The sequence below is a fragment of the Kitasatospora sp. NPDC059408 genome, from assembly GCF_042751525.1.
Lineage (GTDB): Bacteria > Actinomycetota > Actinomycetes > Streptomycetales > Streptomycetaceae > Kitasatospora.
Window position 1 is genome coordinate 1 of the sequence record NZ_JBHYWI010000042.1, and the last position, 16,040, is coordinate 16,040.

The 16,040-nt window shown below is 74.8% G+C and carries 16 protein-coding genes; 6 read left to right on the forward strand and 10 right to left on the reverse strand.

Translation table 11 applies throughout. The annotated features are described in order from the left end of the window. Window positions 1-123: 123 nt before the first annotated feature. Together ACFXDE_RS25800 and ACFXDE_RS25805 are read right to left on the reverse strand one after the other, a co-directional pair. On the reverse strand, window positions 124-885 hold the full coding sequence (locus ACFXDE_RS25800) for a YcnI family protein (RefSeq protein WP_380497135.1): 762 nt from the start codon (window positions 883-885) through the stop codon (window positions 124-126). Window positions 886-1,068: 183 nt separating this feature from the next. Further along, a complete protein-coding gene (locus ACFXDE_RS25805) occupies window positions 1,069-1,908 on the reverse strand; it encodes a hypothetical protein (RefSeq protein ID WP_380497136.1) in 840 nt (279 codons plus the stop codon). A 229-nt stretch (window positions 1,909-2,137) separates the two neighbouring features. On the opposite strand from ACFXDE_RS25805, the gene ACFXDE_RS25810 reads away from it, so the two are divergent. Beyond that, window positions 2,138-2,779 (forward strand): ATP-binding protein, encoded by a 642-nt coding sequence (locus ACFXDE_RS25810; RefSeq protein ID WP_380440745.1) that lies wholly within the window; start codon window positions 2,138-2,140, stop codon window positions 2,777-2,779. 13 nt (window positions 2,780-2,792) lie between these two features. Here the strand turns inward: ACFXDE_RS25810 and ACFXDE_RS25815 are convergent, their stop codons facing one another. Both ACFXDE_RS25815 and ACFXDE_RS25820 read right to left on the reverse strand, forming a co-directional pair. Next, entirely contained in the window at window positions 2,793-3,671 is an 879-nt protein-coding gene (locus tag ACFXDE_RS25815; protein ID WP_380497137.1) for an NEW3 domain-containing protein, read from the reverse strand. A gap of 95 nt (window positions 3,672-3,766) precedes the next feature. After that, window positions 3,767-4,702: an LAETG motif-containing sortase-dependent surface protein gene (locus ACFXDE_RS25820; protein WP_380497138.1), complete on the reverse strand. Its 936-nt coding sequence runs from the start codon at window positions 4,700-4,702 to the stop codon at window positions 3,767-3,769. A 242-nt stretch (window positions 4,703-4,944) separates the two neighbouring features. Here ACFXDE_RS25820 and ACFXDE_RS25825 point away from each other — a divergent pair, with 242 nt between their 5' ends. The 3 genes from ACFXDE_RS25825 to ACFXDE_RS25835 all read left to right on the forward strand — a co-directional run bounded on the left by ACFXDE_RS25825 (window position 4,945) and on the right by ACFXDE_RS25835 (window position 7,481). Next, window positions 4,945-5,175 (forward strand): hypothetical protein, encoded by a 231-nt coding sequence (locus tag ACFXDE_RS25825; protein WP_380440739.1) that lies wholly within the window; start codon window positions 4,945-4,947, stop codon window positions 5,173-5,175. Window positions 5,176-5,206: 31 nt separating this feature from the next. Continuing rightward, a complete protein-coding gene (locus tag ACFXDE_RS25830) occupies window positions 5,207-6,529 on the forward strand; it encodes an amidase (RefSeq protein WP_380497139.1) in 1,323 nt (440 codons plus the stop codon). A 343-nt stretch (window positions 6,530-6,872) separates the two neighbouring features. Next, on the forward strand, window positions 6,873-7,481 hold the full coding sequence (locus ACFXDE_RS25835; RefSeq protein WP_380497140.1) for a TIGR03086 family metal-binding protein: 609 nt from the start codon (window positions 6,873-6,875) through the stop codon (window positions 7,479-7,481). Between the two features lie 30 nt (window positions 7,482-7,511). On the opposite strand, the gene ACFXDE_RS25840 is transcribed toward ACFXDE_RS25835, so the two are convergent. Further along, window positions 7,512-7,637: a hypothetical protein gene (locus tag ACFXDE_RS25840; RefSeq protein WP_380497141.1), complete on the reverse strand. Its 126-nt coding sequence runs from the start codon at window positions 7,635-7,637 to the stop codon at window positions 7,512-7,514. 254 nt (window positions 7,638-7,891) lie between these two features. On the opposite strand from ACFXDE_RS25840, the gene ACFXDE_RS25845 reads away from it, so the two are divergent. Then, entirely contained in the window at window positions 7,892-8,713 is an 822-nt protein-coding gene (locus ACFXDE_RS25845) for an integrase (RefSeq protein WP_380440731.1), read from the forward strand. A gap of 31 nt (window positions 8,714-8,744) precedes the next feature. Here the strand turns inward: ACFXDE_RS25845 and ACFXDE_RS25850 are convergent, their stop codons facing one another. Then, window positions 8,745-9,695 carry a pirin family protein gene (locus tag ACFXDE_RS25850; RefSeq protein WP_380497142.1) on the reverse strand — a complete coding sequence of 317 codons (951 nt, stop codon included), beginning with the start codon at window positions 9,693-9,695 and terminating at the stop codon, window positions 8,745-8,747. A 138-nt stretch (window positions 9,696-9,833) separates the two neighbouring features. Further along, window positions 9,834-10,337, reverse strand: a complete 504-nt coding sequence (locus tag ACFXDE_RS25855; protein WP_380440727.1) for an SseB family protein — start codon at window positions 10,335-10,337, stop codon at window positions 9,834-9,836. A gap of 214 nt (window positions 10,338-10,551) precedes the next feature. Here ACFXDE_RS25855 and ACFXDE_RS25860 point away from each other — a divergent pair, with 214 nt between their 5' ends. Further along, complete coding sequence (locus ACFXDE_RS25860) at window positions 10,552-12,381, forward strand: acyl-CoA dehydrogenase (RefSeq protein WP_380497143.1); 1,830 nt, start codon at window positions 10,552-10,554, stop codon at window positions 12,379-12,381. An 85-nt stretch (window positions 12,382-12,466) separates the two neighbouring features. Here ACFXDE_RS25860 and ACFXDE_RS25865 read toward each other — a convergent pair whose 3' ends face one another. The 3 genes from ACFXDE_RS25865 to ACFXDE_RS25875 are packed head-to-tail and all read right to left on the reverse strand — an operon-like array spanning window position 12,467 to window position 15,956. Beyond that, window positions 12,467-13,717 (reverse strand): ABC transporter permease, encoded by a 1,251-nt coding sequence (locus tag ACFXDE_RS25865; protein WP_380497144.1) that lies wholly within the window; start codon window positions 13,715-13,717, stop codon window positions 12,467-12,469. Beyond that, window positions 13,714-14,409: an ABC transporter ATP-binding protein gene (locus tag ACFXDE_RS25870; protein ID WP_380497145.1), complete on the reverse strand. Its 696-nt coding sequence runs from the start codon at window positions 14,407-14,409 to the stop codon at window positions 13,714-13,716. Before ACFXDE_RS25870 ends, ACFXDE_RS25865 begins: the two co-directional genes overlap by 4 nt. Next, on the reverse strand, window positions 14,406-15,956 hold the full coding sequence (locus ACFXDE_RS25875; RefSeq protein ID WP_380497147.1) for a peptidoglycan-binding protein: 1,551 nt from the start codon (window positions 15,954-15,956) through the stop codon (window positions 14,406-14,408). The genes ACFXDE_RS25870 and ACFXDE_RS25875 overlap by 4 nt, the downstream gene beginning before the upstream one ends. Between the last annotated feature and the right edge of the window lie 84 nt (window positions 15,957-16,040).

Sequence of the window (16,040 nt, forward strand, 5' to 3'; positions counted from 1 at the left end):
CAGGACCAGCCGCTCCGGGTCCGCGAGTCCGGACGCCACCGACCACTCCCGTACGGCCGCGATGTCCTCCAGTTCGATCAGGCCGACGCGGTGCTTCAACGAGCGGCCCCGCCGGCGCGGGGGTCAGGAGGCGGTGCCGCTCTTGCGGCGCAGGCCGATCACGCCGACGGCGGTCCCGATGACGCCGACGACGATGCCGACGACGCCGAGCACCCGGGCGGTGGAGTCGCTGCTCTTCTTGTCGCCGTCCGAGGCCTGGGCCTGGTCGGCGCTGTCGCCGTGCCCGTGGCCGCCCGCGGCCGGGGAGGCGGTGGCGGAGACGCCGTGGCCGTCGTCGCCGGCGGCCTTGGTGAGCTTCAGGACGGGCGCGGGGTGGGCCGGCTCGGGCTGGCCGGCCTGGGACTCGTCGATCCAGCGGACGACGTCGCCGTTGTCGTAGGTCTGCAGGGCCTTGAAGGCCATGCTGTCGGCGTCGGACGGCAGCGGGCCGAGCGAGACGCGGAACTCCTGGAACTGCCCGGGGGCGATCTTGGTGCCGGCGTCGGCGGTCCAGGTGATCTTGGAGACGGCCTCGTTGACGTCGGCGCCGTGCACCTTGATCGGCTTGTCGAGCTTGGCCTTCTCGACGGTCGCGGTCCAGCCCGGCATCGGCAGCGTCCGGACCGAGGCGAGCGGGTGGTCCAGCGGGAGGTTGACCTCCAGCTTCACGGTGCTCGCCGAGTCGCTCTCGTTCGGCACCCGGAAGTCGACGGCCGTGTAACCGCCCTGGGCGGCCGAGCCCGGGTTCACGGTGACGTGCGCGAAGGCCGGTCCGGCCAGCACCACGACGGAGGTGGCGGCGACGGTGAGGGCGGCGGCGATGCGGCGGGTGGGAAGGGAACGCATGGGTTCGGGGTCTCCGTTCGGAGCTCGGCGGACCGGCCCGCCGGGATCAGGCCCGGTCGGGGTCCGCGCGTGGGGACGTGTGGGGGTGGAACGGCGCACGGACCGCCGCGACGTGAACGCGGGTGCGGCCCGGCGACCTGCGCACGCCCGGTGCCCGGCAGGAACGGGGCACCAGGGGGCCGGTCAGTACGCGAACACCCCGGCCGGCGGCCCGCGCCGCACCACGCTGTGCCGCAGCACGGCACCCCCGGGCAGCGGGTGCTCCCCGCCCCGGACACCGAACCGGCGGGCCGGGCCCGCCGCCCCGAACAGACCCCGCAGCAGCGCCGCGACCAGCGCGAACGCCGACCGCAGGGGCGCCGCCCAGTGCTCGCGCGCGGCCGTCGCGGCCACCCGCACCAGCCGCCACAGCGCCGCCTCGCCGCGCCGCAGCCACCAGCCGGCCACCAGGGCCGCGGCCAGGTGGCCCGCCAGCATCGCCGGCGTCATGCCGAACACGCCGCCCTGCCACCACGGCACGGCGGGGAACGCGGCCGGGTCCAGCCCGGCCGACGACACCAGCTGCTCGGCCGTCGGACCGCCCGGCAGCCCGGTCAGCGTGCCCGGGTGCGCCTCGTTGCAGATCAGCCGGCCGGCCACCTGCGGCAGGGTCAGCGGGCCGGAAGCGCCGTGGTGCATCCCGGCCATCGACCCGGCGCCGGAGTCGCCGAAGAGGGCGCCGAAGCCGTGGAAGAGGCAGTGCAGACCCAGCTGGCCCGCGCCCAGCGCACCGGCGATGGCCGCCAGCGAACGCTCCCGCCCGCCGAACGCCACCGCGAGCACCAGCACCGCCGCGAAGCCCGTCGCGAGGGCGGGCAGGGCGACGTCGCCGCCGCCCGTCAGGGCGTGCCCGGCGGCCGCGATCAGGGTGCAGACGAGGGCGAACGGAACGGCCCTGGCAAGCCGCAGGTCCCAGGCGGCGGCCCCCACCGGCGCGTCCGGTGCGGGGGCGCCCGGGTGCGGGGCGGCGGCGAGGGCAGTCATGGCCGGGCCATCATCTCATCGCCTACCACGCCACCGGGGGCAGGGTGGGAAATGCCTACGAATCCCCCGTCCGGCCGAGGCGCGTGCGCTCGCGTGTGCGCCGCTCGGCACAGACCACCGCGCCAGTCCATCCGCCGAACGGGCGGTCGCGGACCTCCGTCACGGTTCACCGGCGGAACGGCCGGAGATACCTAGTTGTATGTGGAGCCGCAGCCAGGAGGGACCTCCCGTGGACATCTGGTGGACTCTGCACCTCAAGCGCGACCCGGCCAGCGTCCCGCTGGCCCGGCGCATCCTGCTCGGTGCCATGGCGACGGCGGGCGTCGACCCGCAGATCGCCGACGACCTCGGCGTCGCGCTCAGCGAGGCCTGCGCCAACGCCGTCGAGCACGGCGCCGGCGGGCGGCCCGACGAGGGCTTCCAGGTCACCGCGTCGATCTGCGGCGACCGCCTGCGGATCGAGGTCACCGACTCCGGCCCGGGCCTGCCCGCGCCGACCGCGGCCCCCTCGCCGCTGCCCCGGCGCCGCCCGCCGGCCCCGCCCCAGGCGCAGGCCCACCCGGCCCCGCGCCGCTCCCGCCGCGGGCGCGCGACCGTCCCCGCCCGGGTGCTGACCGGGCACCGCCCGCGCCGCGACGGCCGCCCCTACGACACCCACGTCCTGCCCTGTCGCCCCCAGCCCCCGACGCTGCGTCCGGTGGACCTCGACACCCTTCCCGACCTCACCGCCGAATCCGGCCGGGGCCTCTTCCTCATCCACGCGCTCACCGACCACGTCCAGCTCCGCAACCACCCCCTGCGGGGGGCGATCGTGAGCTTCGACAAGATCCTCAAGTGGCAGGACGGTGCGCTGCTCCAGGCGGCGTCGTAGTCGCCCCCCCGGATCAGTCCTCTTCGACCGCGGTGGTGCGCCGGCGGGTGAGCAGCAGGAGGGCGGCGCCCAGCGCGATGGTGGCGGCGCCGGTGACCGCGATGGGGGTGGAGCCGGTGCCGCCGCCGGTGTCGGCGAGCCGGTCGGCGGTGCGGGCCGGGCTCGGTGCGGCGGCCGGGGCGGTCGTGCCGGAGGCGCCGGCCGGGGCGTGGTCGGTCACCGTGAAGGTGCCGCCGGTGCTCGCGGTCAGCTGGGGGCAGGTGTACTTCTTCGCCGGGGCCGAACCGATCGGCAGCACCTCGGACCTGGCCGCGAACGCGAAGCGGTAGTCCCCGGGCGCCGCGCCCGCTCCGGCCGTCACCCGCACCTGGAGGGTCAGCTTCTGGCCGTGCTCGATCCCGTAGGTGCCGGTGTTCGTCCCCGTGAGCGGCTTCCAGTCGCCGCCGGGCGCGCGCAGCTTGACGTCGAGCCCGGTGGCCGCGCCGTCCTTGCCGGCCAGCGTGAAGGTCGTGGCCAGCTCGCGGACCGTGGCGCTGCTGGTGTTGTCGAAGGTCACCGAGAGCTCGCCGGGTGCTCCGCCGGTCACCACGGCGCCGCCGGCCGGGCCGACGGCGGTGGCCGGCATCGGGGCGGCCATCGGGCCCTCGGGGCAGTTGTAGGGCCACGGCGAGCCGGTGGCCGTCGGGGTCGCGGCGGTGGTGGGCGTGCCGGTCGCGGTGGGCGTCGCCGCCGCAGTGGTGGCGGGCGCGGTCGGTTCCCCGGTGGCCGGGGCGGTCGGGCCCGCCGAGGTCGTGGGGGCCGGGTCGGCGAGGGCCGGGGCGGCGCCGGCGGCGACCGTGCCGGTGGTGAGCACGAGCAGGGCGCAGGCGGCGGGCAGCCGGGGGGAACGCATGGTCGGGGCTCCAGCGGTGGGGTCGGGTGTCGCTACTCCGGCTGGGAAGACCACCGGGGGGCGGGAACGGTTGTCCCCGCCCCCCGGTGACTTGGTCAGCTGTTCGTGCCGGCCTTGCGACGACGCAGGAAGAACAGGGTGCCGGCGCCCGCGACGAGCACCGCGGCACCGCCGACGGCGATCGGCAGGGTGGTGGACGAGGCACCGGTCTCGGCCAGGTGCGGGCCCGCGGCGGCCGGGGCGGACGGCGACGCGGAGGCGGCGGTGGCCGGGGTGGTGGCGGCCGGGGCGGCGGTGGCCGGGGCGGTGGCGGCACCCGCCTCGGCGACCTGGAAGTTGCCCTCGAAGTCGGCGAGGAACTGGGTGCAGGCGTTCGGCTTGGTGTTGGCCGGAGTGGGGACCTTGTCGTTGTCGAACGCGTCCGAGCCGGCCTCGTAGTTGCCGCCGTACTTGCCGGCCGGGGCCTTGGCGTTGGCGGTGATCCGCAGCTGGACGGTGAACTTCTCGCCCTTGGCCAGCTTGAAGTCCTGCATCTGCAGGACGCGGTCCTTGTCGGTCAGCTGCTTCCAGCCGCCGGCGGTCTTCAGCTGGACGGTGAAGAACTCCGGGCTCCAGTCGACCGGGCGCTCCTGCATCTCGTCGGTGAGGTAGAGCGAGTTGTGAACGACCGGCAGGTCGACGCCGCTGTTGTTCTCCCAGGTCAGGCTGACCTCGGCGGCCGGGCCGCCCTTGACCAGGGTGGTGCCGTACAGGCCGGTGCCGGTGACCTTGAGGAGCCCGCTCTGGTAGACGCCGCCGTTGCAGCGGTCGCTGTTGGTCGGCGTCGGGTTGGGCAGGCCGGTCGGCTTGGTGGTCGGCGCGCCCGTGGGGGCGGTCGGTGCCGGGGTGCCCGGGGTGGCCGTCGAGGTGGAGGTCTCGGTGGCGGTCGGGGCCGGCGTGATGCCGACGGCGCTCGCGGTGGCGGTGCCAACCGTGGCGCCGAGCGAGAGCGCCACGAGGGTGGACGCGGCCAGGAGGCGGGAAGAGCGCACGGTCAATGCTCCAGCTTTGGGTGAATTGTGTCCGTTTTCAGGCGACTTGGGGCGGCGACGGCGGGGCGTCGGCGGTGGTCGCGCCCGCGAACCATACCGGCCGGTGGTGGCCTGATCTCGATCAGGGGCTGTCGAAATACGATCGATATAAAGGGACGCTCGGTGCGGCCCGTGGTCCGGCCCGGGTCCGGCCCGGGTCCGGCCCGGTTGCCGGGCCGTTCGGGGGGTCGGACGATGGGGGCATGATGCACCAGATGCGAGCCGAGTACGGCGCCGGCGGTCCGTCGGACGGGGTGCGGCTGTGGCACGTGGTCCGGGGTGCCGAGCAGGTCGCGATGTGCGGCCGGGAGCTGGAGGCGGGGGCGCCGGTCCGGGACGCGGTGGACTGGGGGAAGACCCCCGAACTCTGCTGCCACACCTGCGGGGCGTACTTCCTGCGCGAGTCGCCGTACCTGGGCGCCGAGCACCAGTAGCGCCCCCGGCGCGCGGGCTACCGTGATCGGCATGGAGGAACCCCTTGTCCGGCCCCGGTCGCTGACCCGCGAGGCCGCCGAACTGCGCGCCGGTGAGCCGCCGTTGACCGAGTACGTCGAGCGGCTGTGCGCCCGCGTCGAGCGGATCGACCCGCTGATCCACGCCTTCGTCCCCGAGCCGGGGCGCCACCACCGGCTGCACGAGGAGGCCCGCGCGCTGGCCCGCAGGTACCCCGGGCCGGCCGGGCGGCCGCCGCTGTACGGGGTGGCGGTCGGGATCAAGGACATCATCCACGTGGACGGCCTGCCCACCCACGCCGGATCCGCCCTGCCGCCGGGCGTGCTCGCCGGGCCGCAGGCCGTCGTCGTGGACCGGCTGCGGGCGGCCGGGGCGCTCGTGGCGGGCAAGACGGCGACGGCCGAGTTCGCGGCCACCGCGCCGGGTCCGACCCGCAATCCGCACCACCCGGACCACACCCCGGGCGGGTCGAGCAGCGGTTCGGCGGCGGCGGTCGCGGCCGGGCTGGTGACGCTCGCCGTGGGGACGCAGACGGTCGGCTCGGTGATCCGGCCCGCCGCGTACTGCGGGGTGGTGGGCTTCCGGCCGACGTACGGGCGGATCCCGATGGCGGGGGTGATCCCGAACGCGCCGTCCTTCGACACGCTGGGCGTGTTCGCCGCGGACGTGGCCGGGGCGGCCCTGGCGGCCGGACTGCTCTGCGACGGCTGGGAGCGGGCCGGGGCGGGCGCCGTCCGGAGGCCGCCGGTGCTCGGCGTGCCGGACCGCCGGTACCTGGAGCGGGCCGACGCGGAGGCGCTGCGGGCGTACGACGCGCAGGTGGAGCGGTTCGAGGCGGCCGGGATGACGGTGCGGCGGCTGGGCTTCGGCATCGGGTTCGAGGAGATCGTCCGGCAGTTGCAGACGGTCAACCGCTTCGAGCTGGCCCGCAGTCACGCCGACTGGTTCGCCCGCTTCGGCTCCCTCTACCGCCCGGAGACGGTCGCGAGCATCCGGCAGGGCCAGGCCGTCGCGCCGGAGGACCACGAGGCCGCGCTGCGGGCGCGCGAGCACCTGCGCGAGCTGGTCGCCGGGTCGATGCGCGAGCACGCGGTGGACCTCTGGCTGGCGCCGTCCGCCACCGGCGGGGCGCCGAAGGGCCTGCACGGCACGGGGGACGGGGCGATGTCGCTGCCGTGGAGCCACCTGGGCCTGCCCGCCGTGAGCCTGCCCGCCGGACGGACGGCGGACGGGCTGCCGCTGGGCCTCCAACTCGTCGGCGCGGCAGGGCGGGACGAATCCCTGCTGTCCTTCGCTGCCTTCCTGGAAACGGAGTTGGCGAAGCGCCCGCTCTAGGTGGTGTCGGCCGGTCCTGGCCTTATGCGGCAGTGGAACGGGACTTGACGCATCGTCTGGAGTGCGAGCCGTTCGCCGGAGTCGAGAACCCGTGGCAGCGCGCCTCGACGCCGCTCACCGTCCGGGAAGAGTCCGAAAGAGATCGACGCCCGGATCCCCGTCGTGCACGATGAGGGCGACACCGCGGTCGGCCCGGACCACGCCCACCGGCTCAAGGCCGCCCACGGCGACCGCCCCGGCCTGCTGCTCACCCGGGGCCGGGCCACCGCAGGATCGTCACCGAACCCACCGTCATCGACCAAGCCGTCGGCTGCGTGGCCGCCGGCCAGGAGAGTGCGATCCGATGGAACTGACAGCGCTGTACGCCCGCTCGGTGGAACTGGCCGCCGAGGTCGTCGACACCGTCACGCCGGAGCACCTGGAGCTGGCGACCCCGTGCGGGGACTGGAACCTGCGCCGGCTGATGGAACACGTGGTCGGCCAGCACCAGGGCTTCGCCGCCGCCGCGCGCGGCGCCGGGCCGGACCTCGCGCTGTGGGCCGACGCCCCGGTGGGCGACGACCCGGCGGGCGCCTTCCGGCGCACGGCGGAGGACCTCAAGGCGGCGTTCGCCGAGGCCGCCGCGGCGGACCGCAAGCTGTGGCTGCCCGAGATCCGCGACGGCGGCCCGTTCCCGCTGGAGCTGGCGGTGGGCTTCCAGCTCGTCGACACGCTGGTGCACGGCTGGGACGTCGCGGCCGCCCTCGGCACGCCGTCCGGCCTCGCCGCGGCCGTCGACGCCGACCCGGTGCTGGCCGGGGCGCTGGTGTCGGTGTCCGAGCTGGTCCCGGCCGGGCCGGAGAGCCGCGGGCCGGACCGCGCGTTCCGCGAGCGCCTCCGGCAGGACGGCGCCCACGGGCCGTTCGAGCGCGCGCTGGCGCTGCTCGGCCGCGACCCGGCCTGGACGCCCTGAGCCGGCGGGGCCCCGGACCCCGCCGGGCGGTCAGCCGCGCGGCCGCTCGGGCCCGCGCTCCTCGTCGGGGAAGCGCGGCCCGCCGATCAGGAAGAGCAGTGCGGCGGTCGGGAAGCCGAGCCCGGCCGCCAGCACCACGATGAACTGCCAGAACATGTCCCGCTCCTCGTCGATCGGGAGCCGTCGGGGGCGGGGCCGCCGGAACCGTCAGTCCCGGGTGCGGCCCGCCACCCGAAGGTGGACCGCAAACCCGACCGGCCCTGATTGGCCGAATTGTCCACTCGGTATCCGACGGTATGGCCGGATTGCCCCGGCTGCCACCGGACGCCGGTCACCCCGAGGGCCCCGGCTCGCGCCACACCGGCGCAAGGGTCTGGGCGCGGGCCGGGGGAGGCGGCCACACTGTCGGGATGCAGCTACAGCTCGCAGGGGAAGCACGGCGGCCCGGCCGCGAGAGCGAGGACTTCGCGGCGGCTTCGCCGGAAGCGCTGGTACTGCTGGACGGTGCGAGCTCACCGGCCGGCCTGGAGTCCGGCTGCCGGCACGGGACGGCCTGGTACGTCCGCCGGCTGGGCGTGCACCTGCTCGCCCGGCTCACCGACCGGGTGGACCGCTCGATCGCCGAGTGCCTGGCCGACGCCATCGTCGAGACGGCCGCGCTGCACGGCGGCCGGTGCGACCTGGCCCACCCGAACACGCCCGCCGCGATGGTCGTCGCCGCGCGGCGGCACGGCGAGTCGCTGGAGTACCTGGTGCTCGGCGACTCGCTGCTGGTGCTGGAGTTCAAGGACGGCCCGCCGCGGGTGATCGGGGACAACCAGCGCTTCCCCGGCGGCGAGGGACTGCGCCGGCAGATCTGGCAGACCGTGCCCGGCTCCACCGAGCGGGCCGCGCTGCACATGGAGTACGCGCTCGCCGTCCGCGCCGCGCGCAACACCGGGAACGGCCCGTGGATCGCCGCGGCCAGCCCGCGCGCGGCCGGGCACGCCGAGACGGGCTTCGTCCGGCTGGAGCGCCTGCGGGCGCTGGCGGCGCTGACCGACGGCGCCTCGCGCTACACCGAGCGCTTCGGCCTGGGCAGCTGGGCGGACGCCCTGCGGCTGCTCGCCGAGTCGGGACCGGGGGAGCTGATCGCCCAGGTCCGCGAGGTCGAGCGGGCGGACGCCGCGTGCGAGCGGTGGCCGCGCGGCAAGGCGCAGGACGACGCCTCGGCCGTCTACGCGTTGCTGTAGGCGACCGAGGCGTCCGGGTCCGCGGGTCCGGTCAGTCGACCGGGTGGCCGAAGCTGCCGGACTGGAAGTCCCGCATGGCCTGCTCCAGCTCGCGGTGGCTGTTCATGACGAACGGCCCGTACCAGGCGACCGGCTCCCGGATCGGCTGCCCGCCCAGGAGGATGACGTCCAGGTTGGGGTGCCGGGAGTCCTGCTTGGCGTCGGCGGCGATGGTGATCGTGTCGCCCTCGCCGAACACCGCGGCCTGTCCGCTGCGGATCGGCCGGCGCTCGGCGCCGATCGTGCCGTCGCCGTTCAGGACGTACGCCAGCGCGTTGAAGTCCTGCTTCCACGGCAGGGTGATCTGAGCGCCCGGGGTGATGGTGGCGTGCAGCAGGGTGATCGGGGTGTGGGTGACGCCCGGCCCCTGGTACCCGTCCAGCTCGCCCGCGATCAGCCGCAGGATCGAGCCGCCGTCCGGGGTGGAGAGCAGCTTGACGTGGCCGCCGTGGATGTCCTGGTAGCGCGGGGCGGTCATCTTGTCGGACGCCGGGAGGTTGACCCACAGCTGGATGCCGTGGAACAGGCCGCCGGACAGCACCAGCGACTCCGGCGGGGTCTCGATGTGCAGGATGCCGGAGCCGGCCGTCATCCACTGGGTGTCGCCGCCGCCGAGGTGGCCGCCGCCGCCGTGCGAGTCCTTGTGGATGAACTCGCCGTCGATCAGGTAGGTGACGGTCTCGAAGCCGCGGTGCGGGTGCCAGGGCGTGCCCTTGGGCTCGCCGGCGGCGTACTCCACCTCGCCCATCTGGTCCATCATGATGAACGGGTCGAGGTACTTGGTGTTGATCTTGGCGAAGGCGCGGCGCACCGGGAAGCCCTCGCCCTCGAAGCCCTCGGGCGCGGTGACCACGGTGAGGACGGGCCGTGCACTGGTGGCGGCGGGGTCGGGGGTGGCGACGCGCGGGAGGGTCAGCGGGTTCTCGACGGTCACGGCGGGCATGTCGGCCTCCTTCGGGGGGTTCCTCTGGCCTACGTCCACGAGAGTAGTTCAATTCTCAACAAGTAGCAAGTTGAAAGTTGAACTATGTGGGTGTGGCGGAGTTCGGCTCCTGCTTCGGACGTCCCGCTCCAGGCTGTCTCAGCCGTACATGCGGCGCATGGTGAAGTCCACCATCTGCTCCACGGCCTTCGCGTCGAAGACCATCCGGTGCTCGCCCTCCATGTCCAGTGCGAAGCCGTAGCCGGTCGGCAGGAGGTCCAGGACCTCGGCGCCGGTCACGGTGAAGTGCTTGGAGTCCTTGCCGGCGTAGCGGCGCAGCTCCTTCAGCGAGCTGAACATCGGGATCACCGGCGTGGGCGTGTTGTGCAGCGCCAGGAAGCCGGGGCGCTCACCGCGCGGGCAGTGCACCTTGGAGGTGATGAAGATGGCCTGGAAGTCCTCGACGGCCATCGACCCGGTGGTGAAGGCCCGGACGGCGTCCGCGAGGGACGGCGGGGACGGTTCCGGGTAGAGCGACTGCTGGGACGCCTGGGACTGCGCGCCGTAGGCGTCGGCGCCGGGCATGCCGTTCATGCCCGGCTGCGGACCCGCCTGCTGCTGGTAGGGGTCGCCCGGGTATGCGTTCTGGTCATATCCGTACACACGGACAGGCTAGCGGGAGCGCACCCGCCCGTGCTGGCGTCGATCCTGACAAGGAGTCGTCGTCCCGCCTTGTGGGACGTGACCACGTTCATAGCGGATTCACCGCCGGGGGCTTGCCCAAGTTACCGCTGGGTAGCATCATGATGCCTACTGGTGGGTACGGGACGCCCGAACGCGGCGGTCACCCGGAAGCGACGAACCGGAGAAAACGGCCATGGGTCACTACAAGTCCAACCTGCGGGACGTGGAGTTCAACCTCTTCGAGGTGTTCGGCCGCGACCAGGTGTACGGCACCGGACCGTTCGCCGACATGGACGTCGAGACCGCGAAGAACATCCTGAGCGAGATCGCGCGCCTGGCCGAGAACGACCTCGCCGCGTCCTTCGTCGACGCCGACCGCAACCCGCCGGTCTTCGACCCGGAGACCAACACCGCCCCGGTCCCGGCCACGTTCAAGAAGAGCTACCAGACCTTCATGGACGCCGAGTGGTGGCGCCTGGGCATCCCGGAGTCCATCGGCGGCCAGGTCACCCCGAACTCGCTGATCTGGGCCTTCGCCGAGCAGATCCTCGGCTCGAACCCGGCCATCTGGATGTACTCCTCCGGCCCGGCCTTCGCCGGCGTCATCGCCGAGGAGGGCACCGAGGAGCAGCTGGAGGTCGCCAAGCGGATGACCGACCGCCTGTGGGGCTCCACCATGGTCCTCACCGAGCCCGACGCGGGCTCCGACGTGGGCGCCGGCCGCACGAAGGCGATCCGGCAGGAGGACGGCTCCTGGCACATCGAGGGCGTCAAGCGCTTCATCACCTCGGGCGAGCACGACATGTCCGAGAACATCATCCACATGGTGCTGGCCCGCCCCGAGGGCGGTAAGCCGGGCACCAAGGGCCTCGGTCTGTTCATCGTCCCGAAGTTCGACTTCGACTGGGAGACCGGCGAGCTCGGCGAGCGCAACGGCGTCTACGCCACCAACGTCGAGCACAAGATGGGCCTCAAGGCCTCGAACACCTGCGAGATGACCTTCGGTGCCAAGCACCCGGCCAAGGGCTGGCTGCTCGGCGAGAAGGTCGACGGCATCCGCCAGATGTTCAAGATCATCGAGTTCGCCCGCATGATGGTCGGCACGAAGGCCATCGCCACCCTCTCCACCGGCTACCTGAACGCCCTGGAGTACGCCAAGGAGCGCGTGCAGGGCGCCGACATCTCGCAGTTCCTGGACAAGACCGCCCCGCGCGTCACCATCACCCACCACCCGGACGTGCGCCGCTCGCTGCTGACCCAGAAGGCCTACGCCGAGGGCATGCGCGCGCTGGTCCTGTTCACCGCGTCCACCCAGGACGACATGATGGCCGCCAAGCTGCGCGGTGAGCGCGACGAGGCCGCCGAGCGCCTGAACGACCTGCTCCTGCCGATCGTCAAGGGCTACGGCTCGGAGAAGTCCTACGAGCAGCTCGCCCAGTCCCTGCAGACCTTCGGTGGCTCCGGCTACCTGCAGGAGTACCCGATCGAGCAGTACATCCGCGACGCCAAGATCGACACCCTCTACGAGGGCACCACGGCGATCCAGGGCCAGGACTTCTTCTTCCGCAAGATCGTCAAGGACGGCGGCCAGGCCCTCACCGCGCTGTCCGAGCAGATCCAGAAGTTCCTCGCCTCGGCCGAGGGCGGCGACGCCCTGGCCGCCGAGCGCGAGCTGCTCGCCAAGGCCGCCGGCGACCTGGAGGGCATCGTCGGCAAGCTGCTGGCCGACCTCTCCTCGGTCGAGCAGGACGTCAAGAACATGTACAAGGTGGGCCTCAACACCACCCGCCTGCTGATGGTCTCCGGCGACGTCGTGGTCGGCTGGCTGCTGCTGCGCCAGGCCGCGGTGGCCCTGGCCAAGCTGGAGGCCGGCGCCTCGGAGAAGGACGTCCCGTTCTACCAGGGCAAGGTCGCGGCGGCCCGCTTCTTCGCCAAGAACGTCCTGCCGACCGTCGCCCCGCAGCGCCTGATCGCCGAGGGCATCGACAACGAGATCATGGACCTGGCGGAGGAGGCCTTCTAAGGCCCTCGCGCTACCTGAACCACCTGGCGAAACCCTCATGGCGAAGGGCCCGACCCACTCGGTCGGGCCCTTCGCCATTCCCCGCTCACCCGCTCCGCAGGGCCTTCAGCGGGTCCGTGCGGGCCGCCCGGAGCGCCGGGTACAGGCCGGCCAGGAGACCCACCAGCGTGCCGATCAGCGGGGCCGGCAGGGTGGCGGCGGGCTGGAGCACGGCGGTCCAGCCGCGGGCGGCGGCGACCCCGACCACCGTCACCACGCCGAGGCTCGTGCCGACCAGGCCGCCCAGCGTGCCCAGCGCGGTCGACTCGGTGAGGAACTGGGCCGCGACGTGGCCGGTGCGGGCGCCCAGCGAGCGGCGCAGCCCGATCTCCTCCGTCCGCTCCAGCACGGCCACCAGCGTCGTGTTGGCGATGCCGACCGCGCCGACCAGCAGGCAGATCCCGGCCAGGCCCAGGAACAGGCCGGTCAGGTCGGAGGTCACGCCGTCCCGCAGGCCGTGCGGGTCCGGCGGCGGCACGACGGTGAACGCCTGCGGGGCGTCCGGCCGCAGGGCGAGCGGGATCTGCGCGGCCACCACCGGCGCCGCGCCGACCCTGGTCGCCACCAGGGCCTGGACGCCGCGGTCCGGCTGCGGGGCCGGGTTGCCGTAGCGCTCCAGCGCCGTACTGGCGGGGATCACCAGGCCGAGCAGGGCGCCCGGCTGCCGCCGGACGTCCGCGTAGACGCCGATCACCGTGTACGGGACGGCGTCGATGAACACCGCGGGCCGGGCGTCCAGCCGGCTCACCCCGAGGCGCCGCGCCGCGGCCTCGCTCAGCAGCACCACCGGCTGCGCCGTCCGCTGGACGAACGGGTCCATGGTGACGCCGGCCGTCAGCGTCGGCTCCATCGCGGCCACGGCGCCCGGCGTGGCCGCGAACACGGACAGGCCGGCGCCCTCGTCCGGGCCGTCCGGGCGGGCGGAGACCGCCGGGGCGCCGGGGAGCGGCCACCAGACGCCGCCGGCCCGGACGCCGTCGATCGCGGCGAGGCGCCGGTCGGTGTCCGCCGGGAAGTCGCTCGGCGGGTTGGTGCCGGGGGCGGCGCCGTCGGTGCGCGGGTGGCCGGTCACCGTGACGGTGGTCGCCGCGGTCAGGCTGAACCGGGCGCCGATCTGGCCGGCGGCCGTCGCGGTGAGGCCGAGCACGGCGACGAACGCGCCGATGCCCAGCACCGTGCCCAGCATCGTCAGCGCCGAGCGGGCGGGGCGCTGCAGGACGCCGGCGAGCGCCTCGGCGAGGAGGTCGCGCGGGCTCAGCCGGGAGGGCGGCCCGGGCAGTGCGGGGCGGCGCCTCACGGGGCCGCCGCCCCGGCCTCGGCCAGCACGCCGTCGCGGATGGCCACCCGGCGGTCGGCCCGCGCGGCGACGGCCGGGTCGTGGGTGATCACCACCAGCGTGTAGCCCTGGGCGTGCAGGGCGTCGAACCGCTCCAGGACGGTCTCCGTGCCGGCCGAGTCCAGGTTCCCGGTCGGCTCGTCGCACAGCAGCAGGCTCGGCCGGTTCACCAGGGCGCGGGCGATCGCCACCCGCTGGCGCTCGCCGCCGGACATCGTGCCGGGCAGCGCCTCCGTGCGGTGGCCGAGCCCGACCAGGCGCAGCGCCTCCAGGGCGGCGGCGCGGCGGGCCCGCGGCGGGGTGCGGTTGTAGACCTGGGCGAGGGCGACGTTCTCCGCCGCGGTGCGGTGCGCCAGCAGGTGGAAGGACTGGAAGACGAAGCCGATCCGGCGCCCGCGCAGCGTCGAGCGGTCCCGGTCGCGCAGACCGCCGGTGTCGATGCCGTCCAGCTCGTAGCGGCCGGTGGTGGGGGTGTCGAGCAGGCCGAGCAGGTGCAGCAGGGTGGACTTGCCGGAGCCGGACGGGCCGGTGACGGCGAGGTACTCGCCGCGGCGGACGGTCAGGTCACAGGGGCGCAGGGCGACCACCGGCGGGTGGCCGGGGTGGGTGCGGCCCACGCCGGAGAGGGCGATGACCGGGGGCCCGGGGGTCACTTCCCGACCACCACCCGGTCGCCGGGGCGCAGTCCGGCGCCGTCCGCCGGGGTCACGGCCACCATGCCGTCGGCGGAGACGCCGGTGGTCACGGGGACGGTGGTCCGGCTGCCGGCCGCGTCGACCCTGGTGACGGACGTCCGTCCGGCGGCGTCGGTCGAGACGGCGGCCACCGGGACGGCGGTGACGGGAGCGGTCGCCGCGTCCCGGCGGATCGTGAGGCGGACGTTCTTCCCGTTCAGGGCGGGTGGGAGCGGGCCGCTCGGGGCGATCGTGACGGGGACGTAACTCGGCGTGCCGGCCGCGTTGTTGGGTGGTGCCCCGGCGGCGCCGCCCGTCGCGCCGCCGGCCGCGCCCGGCCCGCCCGGGGGTGCGCCGCCGGGCGCCGCCGCTCCGCCGCCGAGGGTGATCACCCTGCCGGCCGGGGGCGCGGTCGTCGGGGCGCCGACCTCGGTGACCGTGCCGGACACGGTGGTGCCGGTGTCCTCGGCGAGGATCTCCGCGGCCATGCCCGGCTTGACGCCCGCCGCCTGGCCCGGTGTCAGCTGGCCGGTGACGTCCAGGCCGCCGCTGGTCAGCGACAGCAGCGTGCCGGCGGCGGGCGAGCCCACCGACCCGTTGACGGCGGTGACGGCGGCCGGGAGCACGGGCAGGAACAGCACGTGGGCGGCGGGCACCATCGGGCCGTTCACCGCCCTGGCCTTCTCCAGTGCGACCTGGTCGGCGGCCAACTGCTTCCTGGCGGCGGCCAGTTGCTGGTCGATGTCGATGTCGGTGTCGGGGCCGGGTGCCGGGGGTGTGGCGGGAGTGGCGACCGGGGCCGGGGCGGGTGCCCGGGTGGCGCCGGCCCGTTTCCGCGCGGTGAGGCCGTCCACCGTCCGGCGGTCGGCGTCCACCGCCTTCTGCGCCGTGTCCACAGCCTGCTGGGTGGTGGCGCCGGTGGTCGGCACCGGGTAGCCGAGCCCGCGGTAGAACGCCGTCACCGCCGCTGCCGTCCCCGGGCCGAACGTCCCCTTGTCGTCGTCGCCGATCGGGTGCCCCAACCCCGACAGCGCGTCCTGGAGTTCGGCGACGTCCGGGCCGGTGGCGCCCGGCCTGACGTCCCGGTACGCGGGCACCGGCCCCGGCAGCGCGAACAGCGGCTGCCCGGACACCTCCGCGAGCAGCCGACCCGCCGCCGCGGTGTCCCCGGTCCTGACCCCGAGCTTCGACACGAACAGCCGGGTGATCTCCGGCGACGCGGCCGACGGCACCACGTCGTACTGCGCCGGCGGGTACACCACCGCCCGCGCCGTCACCGACCTCGTCAGCACCTGGCTCACCACGGGCGCGGTGAGCAGGCTCTCCGGCGGCGGCGCCGTCCGGGCCGCGCGCTCGGCCGGCGACTTCACGAACGCCGCGGCCCCCAGCCCGCCGACCGCCACCAGCGCCGCCGCCACCGCCACCCCCACCAGCACCCGCCTGCGCCGGGCACCCCGGGACGGCCCGGCCGGTGGATCGGCGACCTCGTCGTCGGCGCCCCCGGCGGTCATCGTCGTTGCGGTCAACGCGCCCCTCCCCACGGTGACTTCACTGCACCGAAGTATCGTCGACCGGACGCCGCCGCGGTCCGGAATCGGCCGCCCGGCCCG

Coding starts and splice junctions, on each gene's coding strand:
- ACFXDE_RS25800 (WP_380497135.1), bottom strand. CDS start 885: ATGCGTTCCCTTCCCACCCGCCGCATCGCCGCCGCCCTCACCGTCGCC.
- ACFXDE_RS25805 (WP_380497136.1), bottom strand. CDS start 1,908: ATGACTGCCCTCGCCGCCGCCCCGCACCCGGGCGCCCCCGCACCGGAC.
- ACFXDE_RS25815 (WP_380497137.1), bottom strand. CDS start 3,671: ATGCGTTCCCCCCGGCTGCCCGCCGCCTGCGCCCTGCTCGTGCTCACC.
- ACFXDE_RS25825 (WP_380440739.1), top strand. CDS start 4,945: ATGATGCACCAGATGCGAGCCGAGTACGGCGCCGGCGGTCCGTCGGAC.
- ACFXDE_RS25830 (WP_380497139.1), top strand. CDS start 5,207: ATGGAGGAACCCCTTGTCCGGCCCCGGTCGCTGACCCGCGAGGCCGCC.
- ACFXDE_RS25835 (WP_380497140.1), top strand. CDS start 6,873: ATGGAACTGACAGCGCTGTACGCCCGCTCGGTGGAACTGGCCGCCGAG.
- ACFXDE_RS25840 (WP_380497141.1), bottom strand. CDS start 7,637: ATGTTCTGGCAGTTCATCGTGGTGCTGGCGGCCGGGCTCGGCTTCCCG.
- ACFXDE_RS25845 (WP_380440731.1), top strand. CDS start 7,892: ATGCAGCTACAGCTCGCAGGGGAAGCACGGCGGCCCGGCCGCGAGAGC.
- ACFXDE_RS25850 (WP_380497142.1), bottom strand. CDS start 9,695: ATGCCCGCCGTGACCGTCGAGAACCCGCTGACCCTCCCGCGCGTCGCC.
- ACFXDE_RS25860 (WP_380497143.1), top strand. CDS start 10,552: ATGGGTCACTACAAGTCCAACCTGCGGGACGTGGAGTTCAACCTCTTC.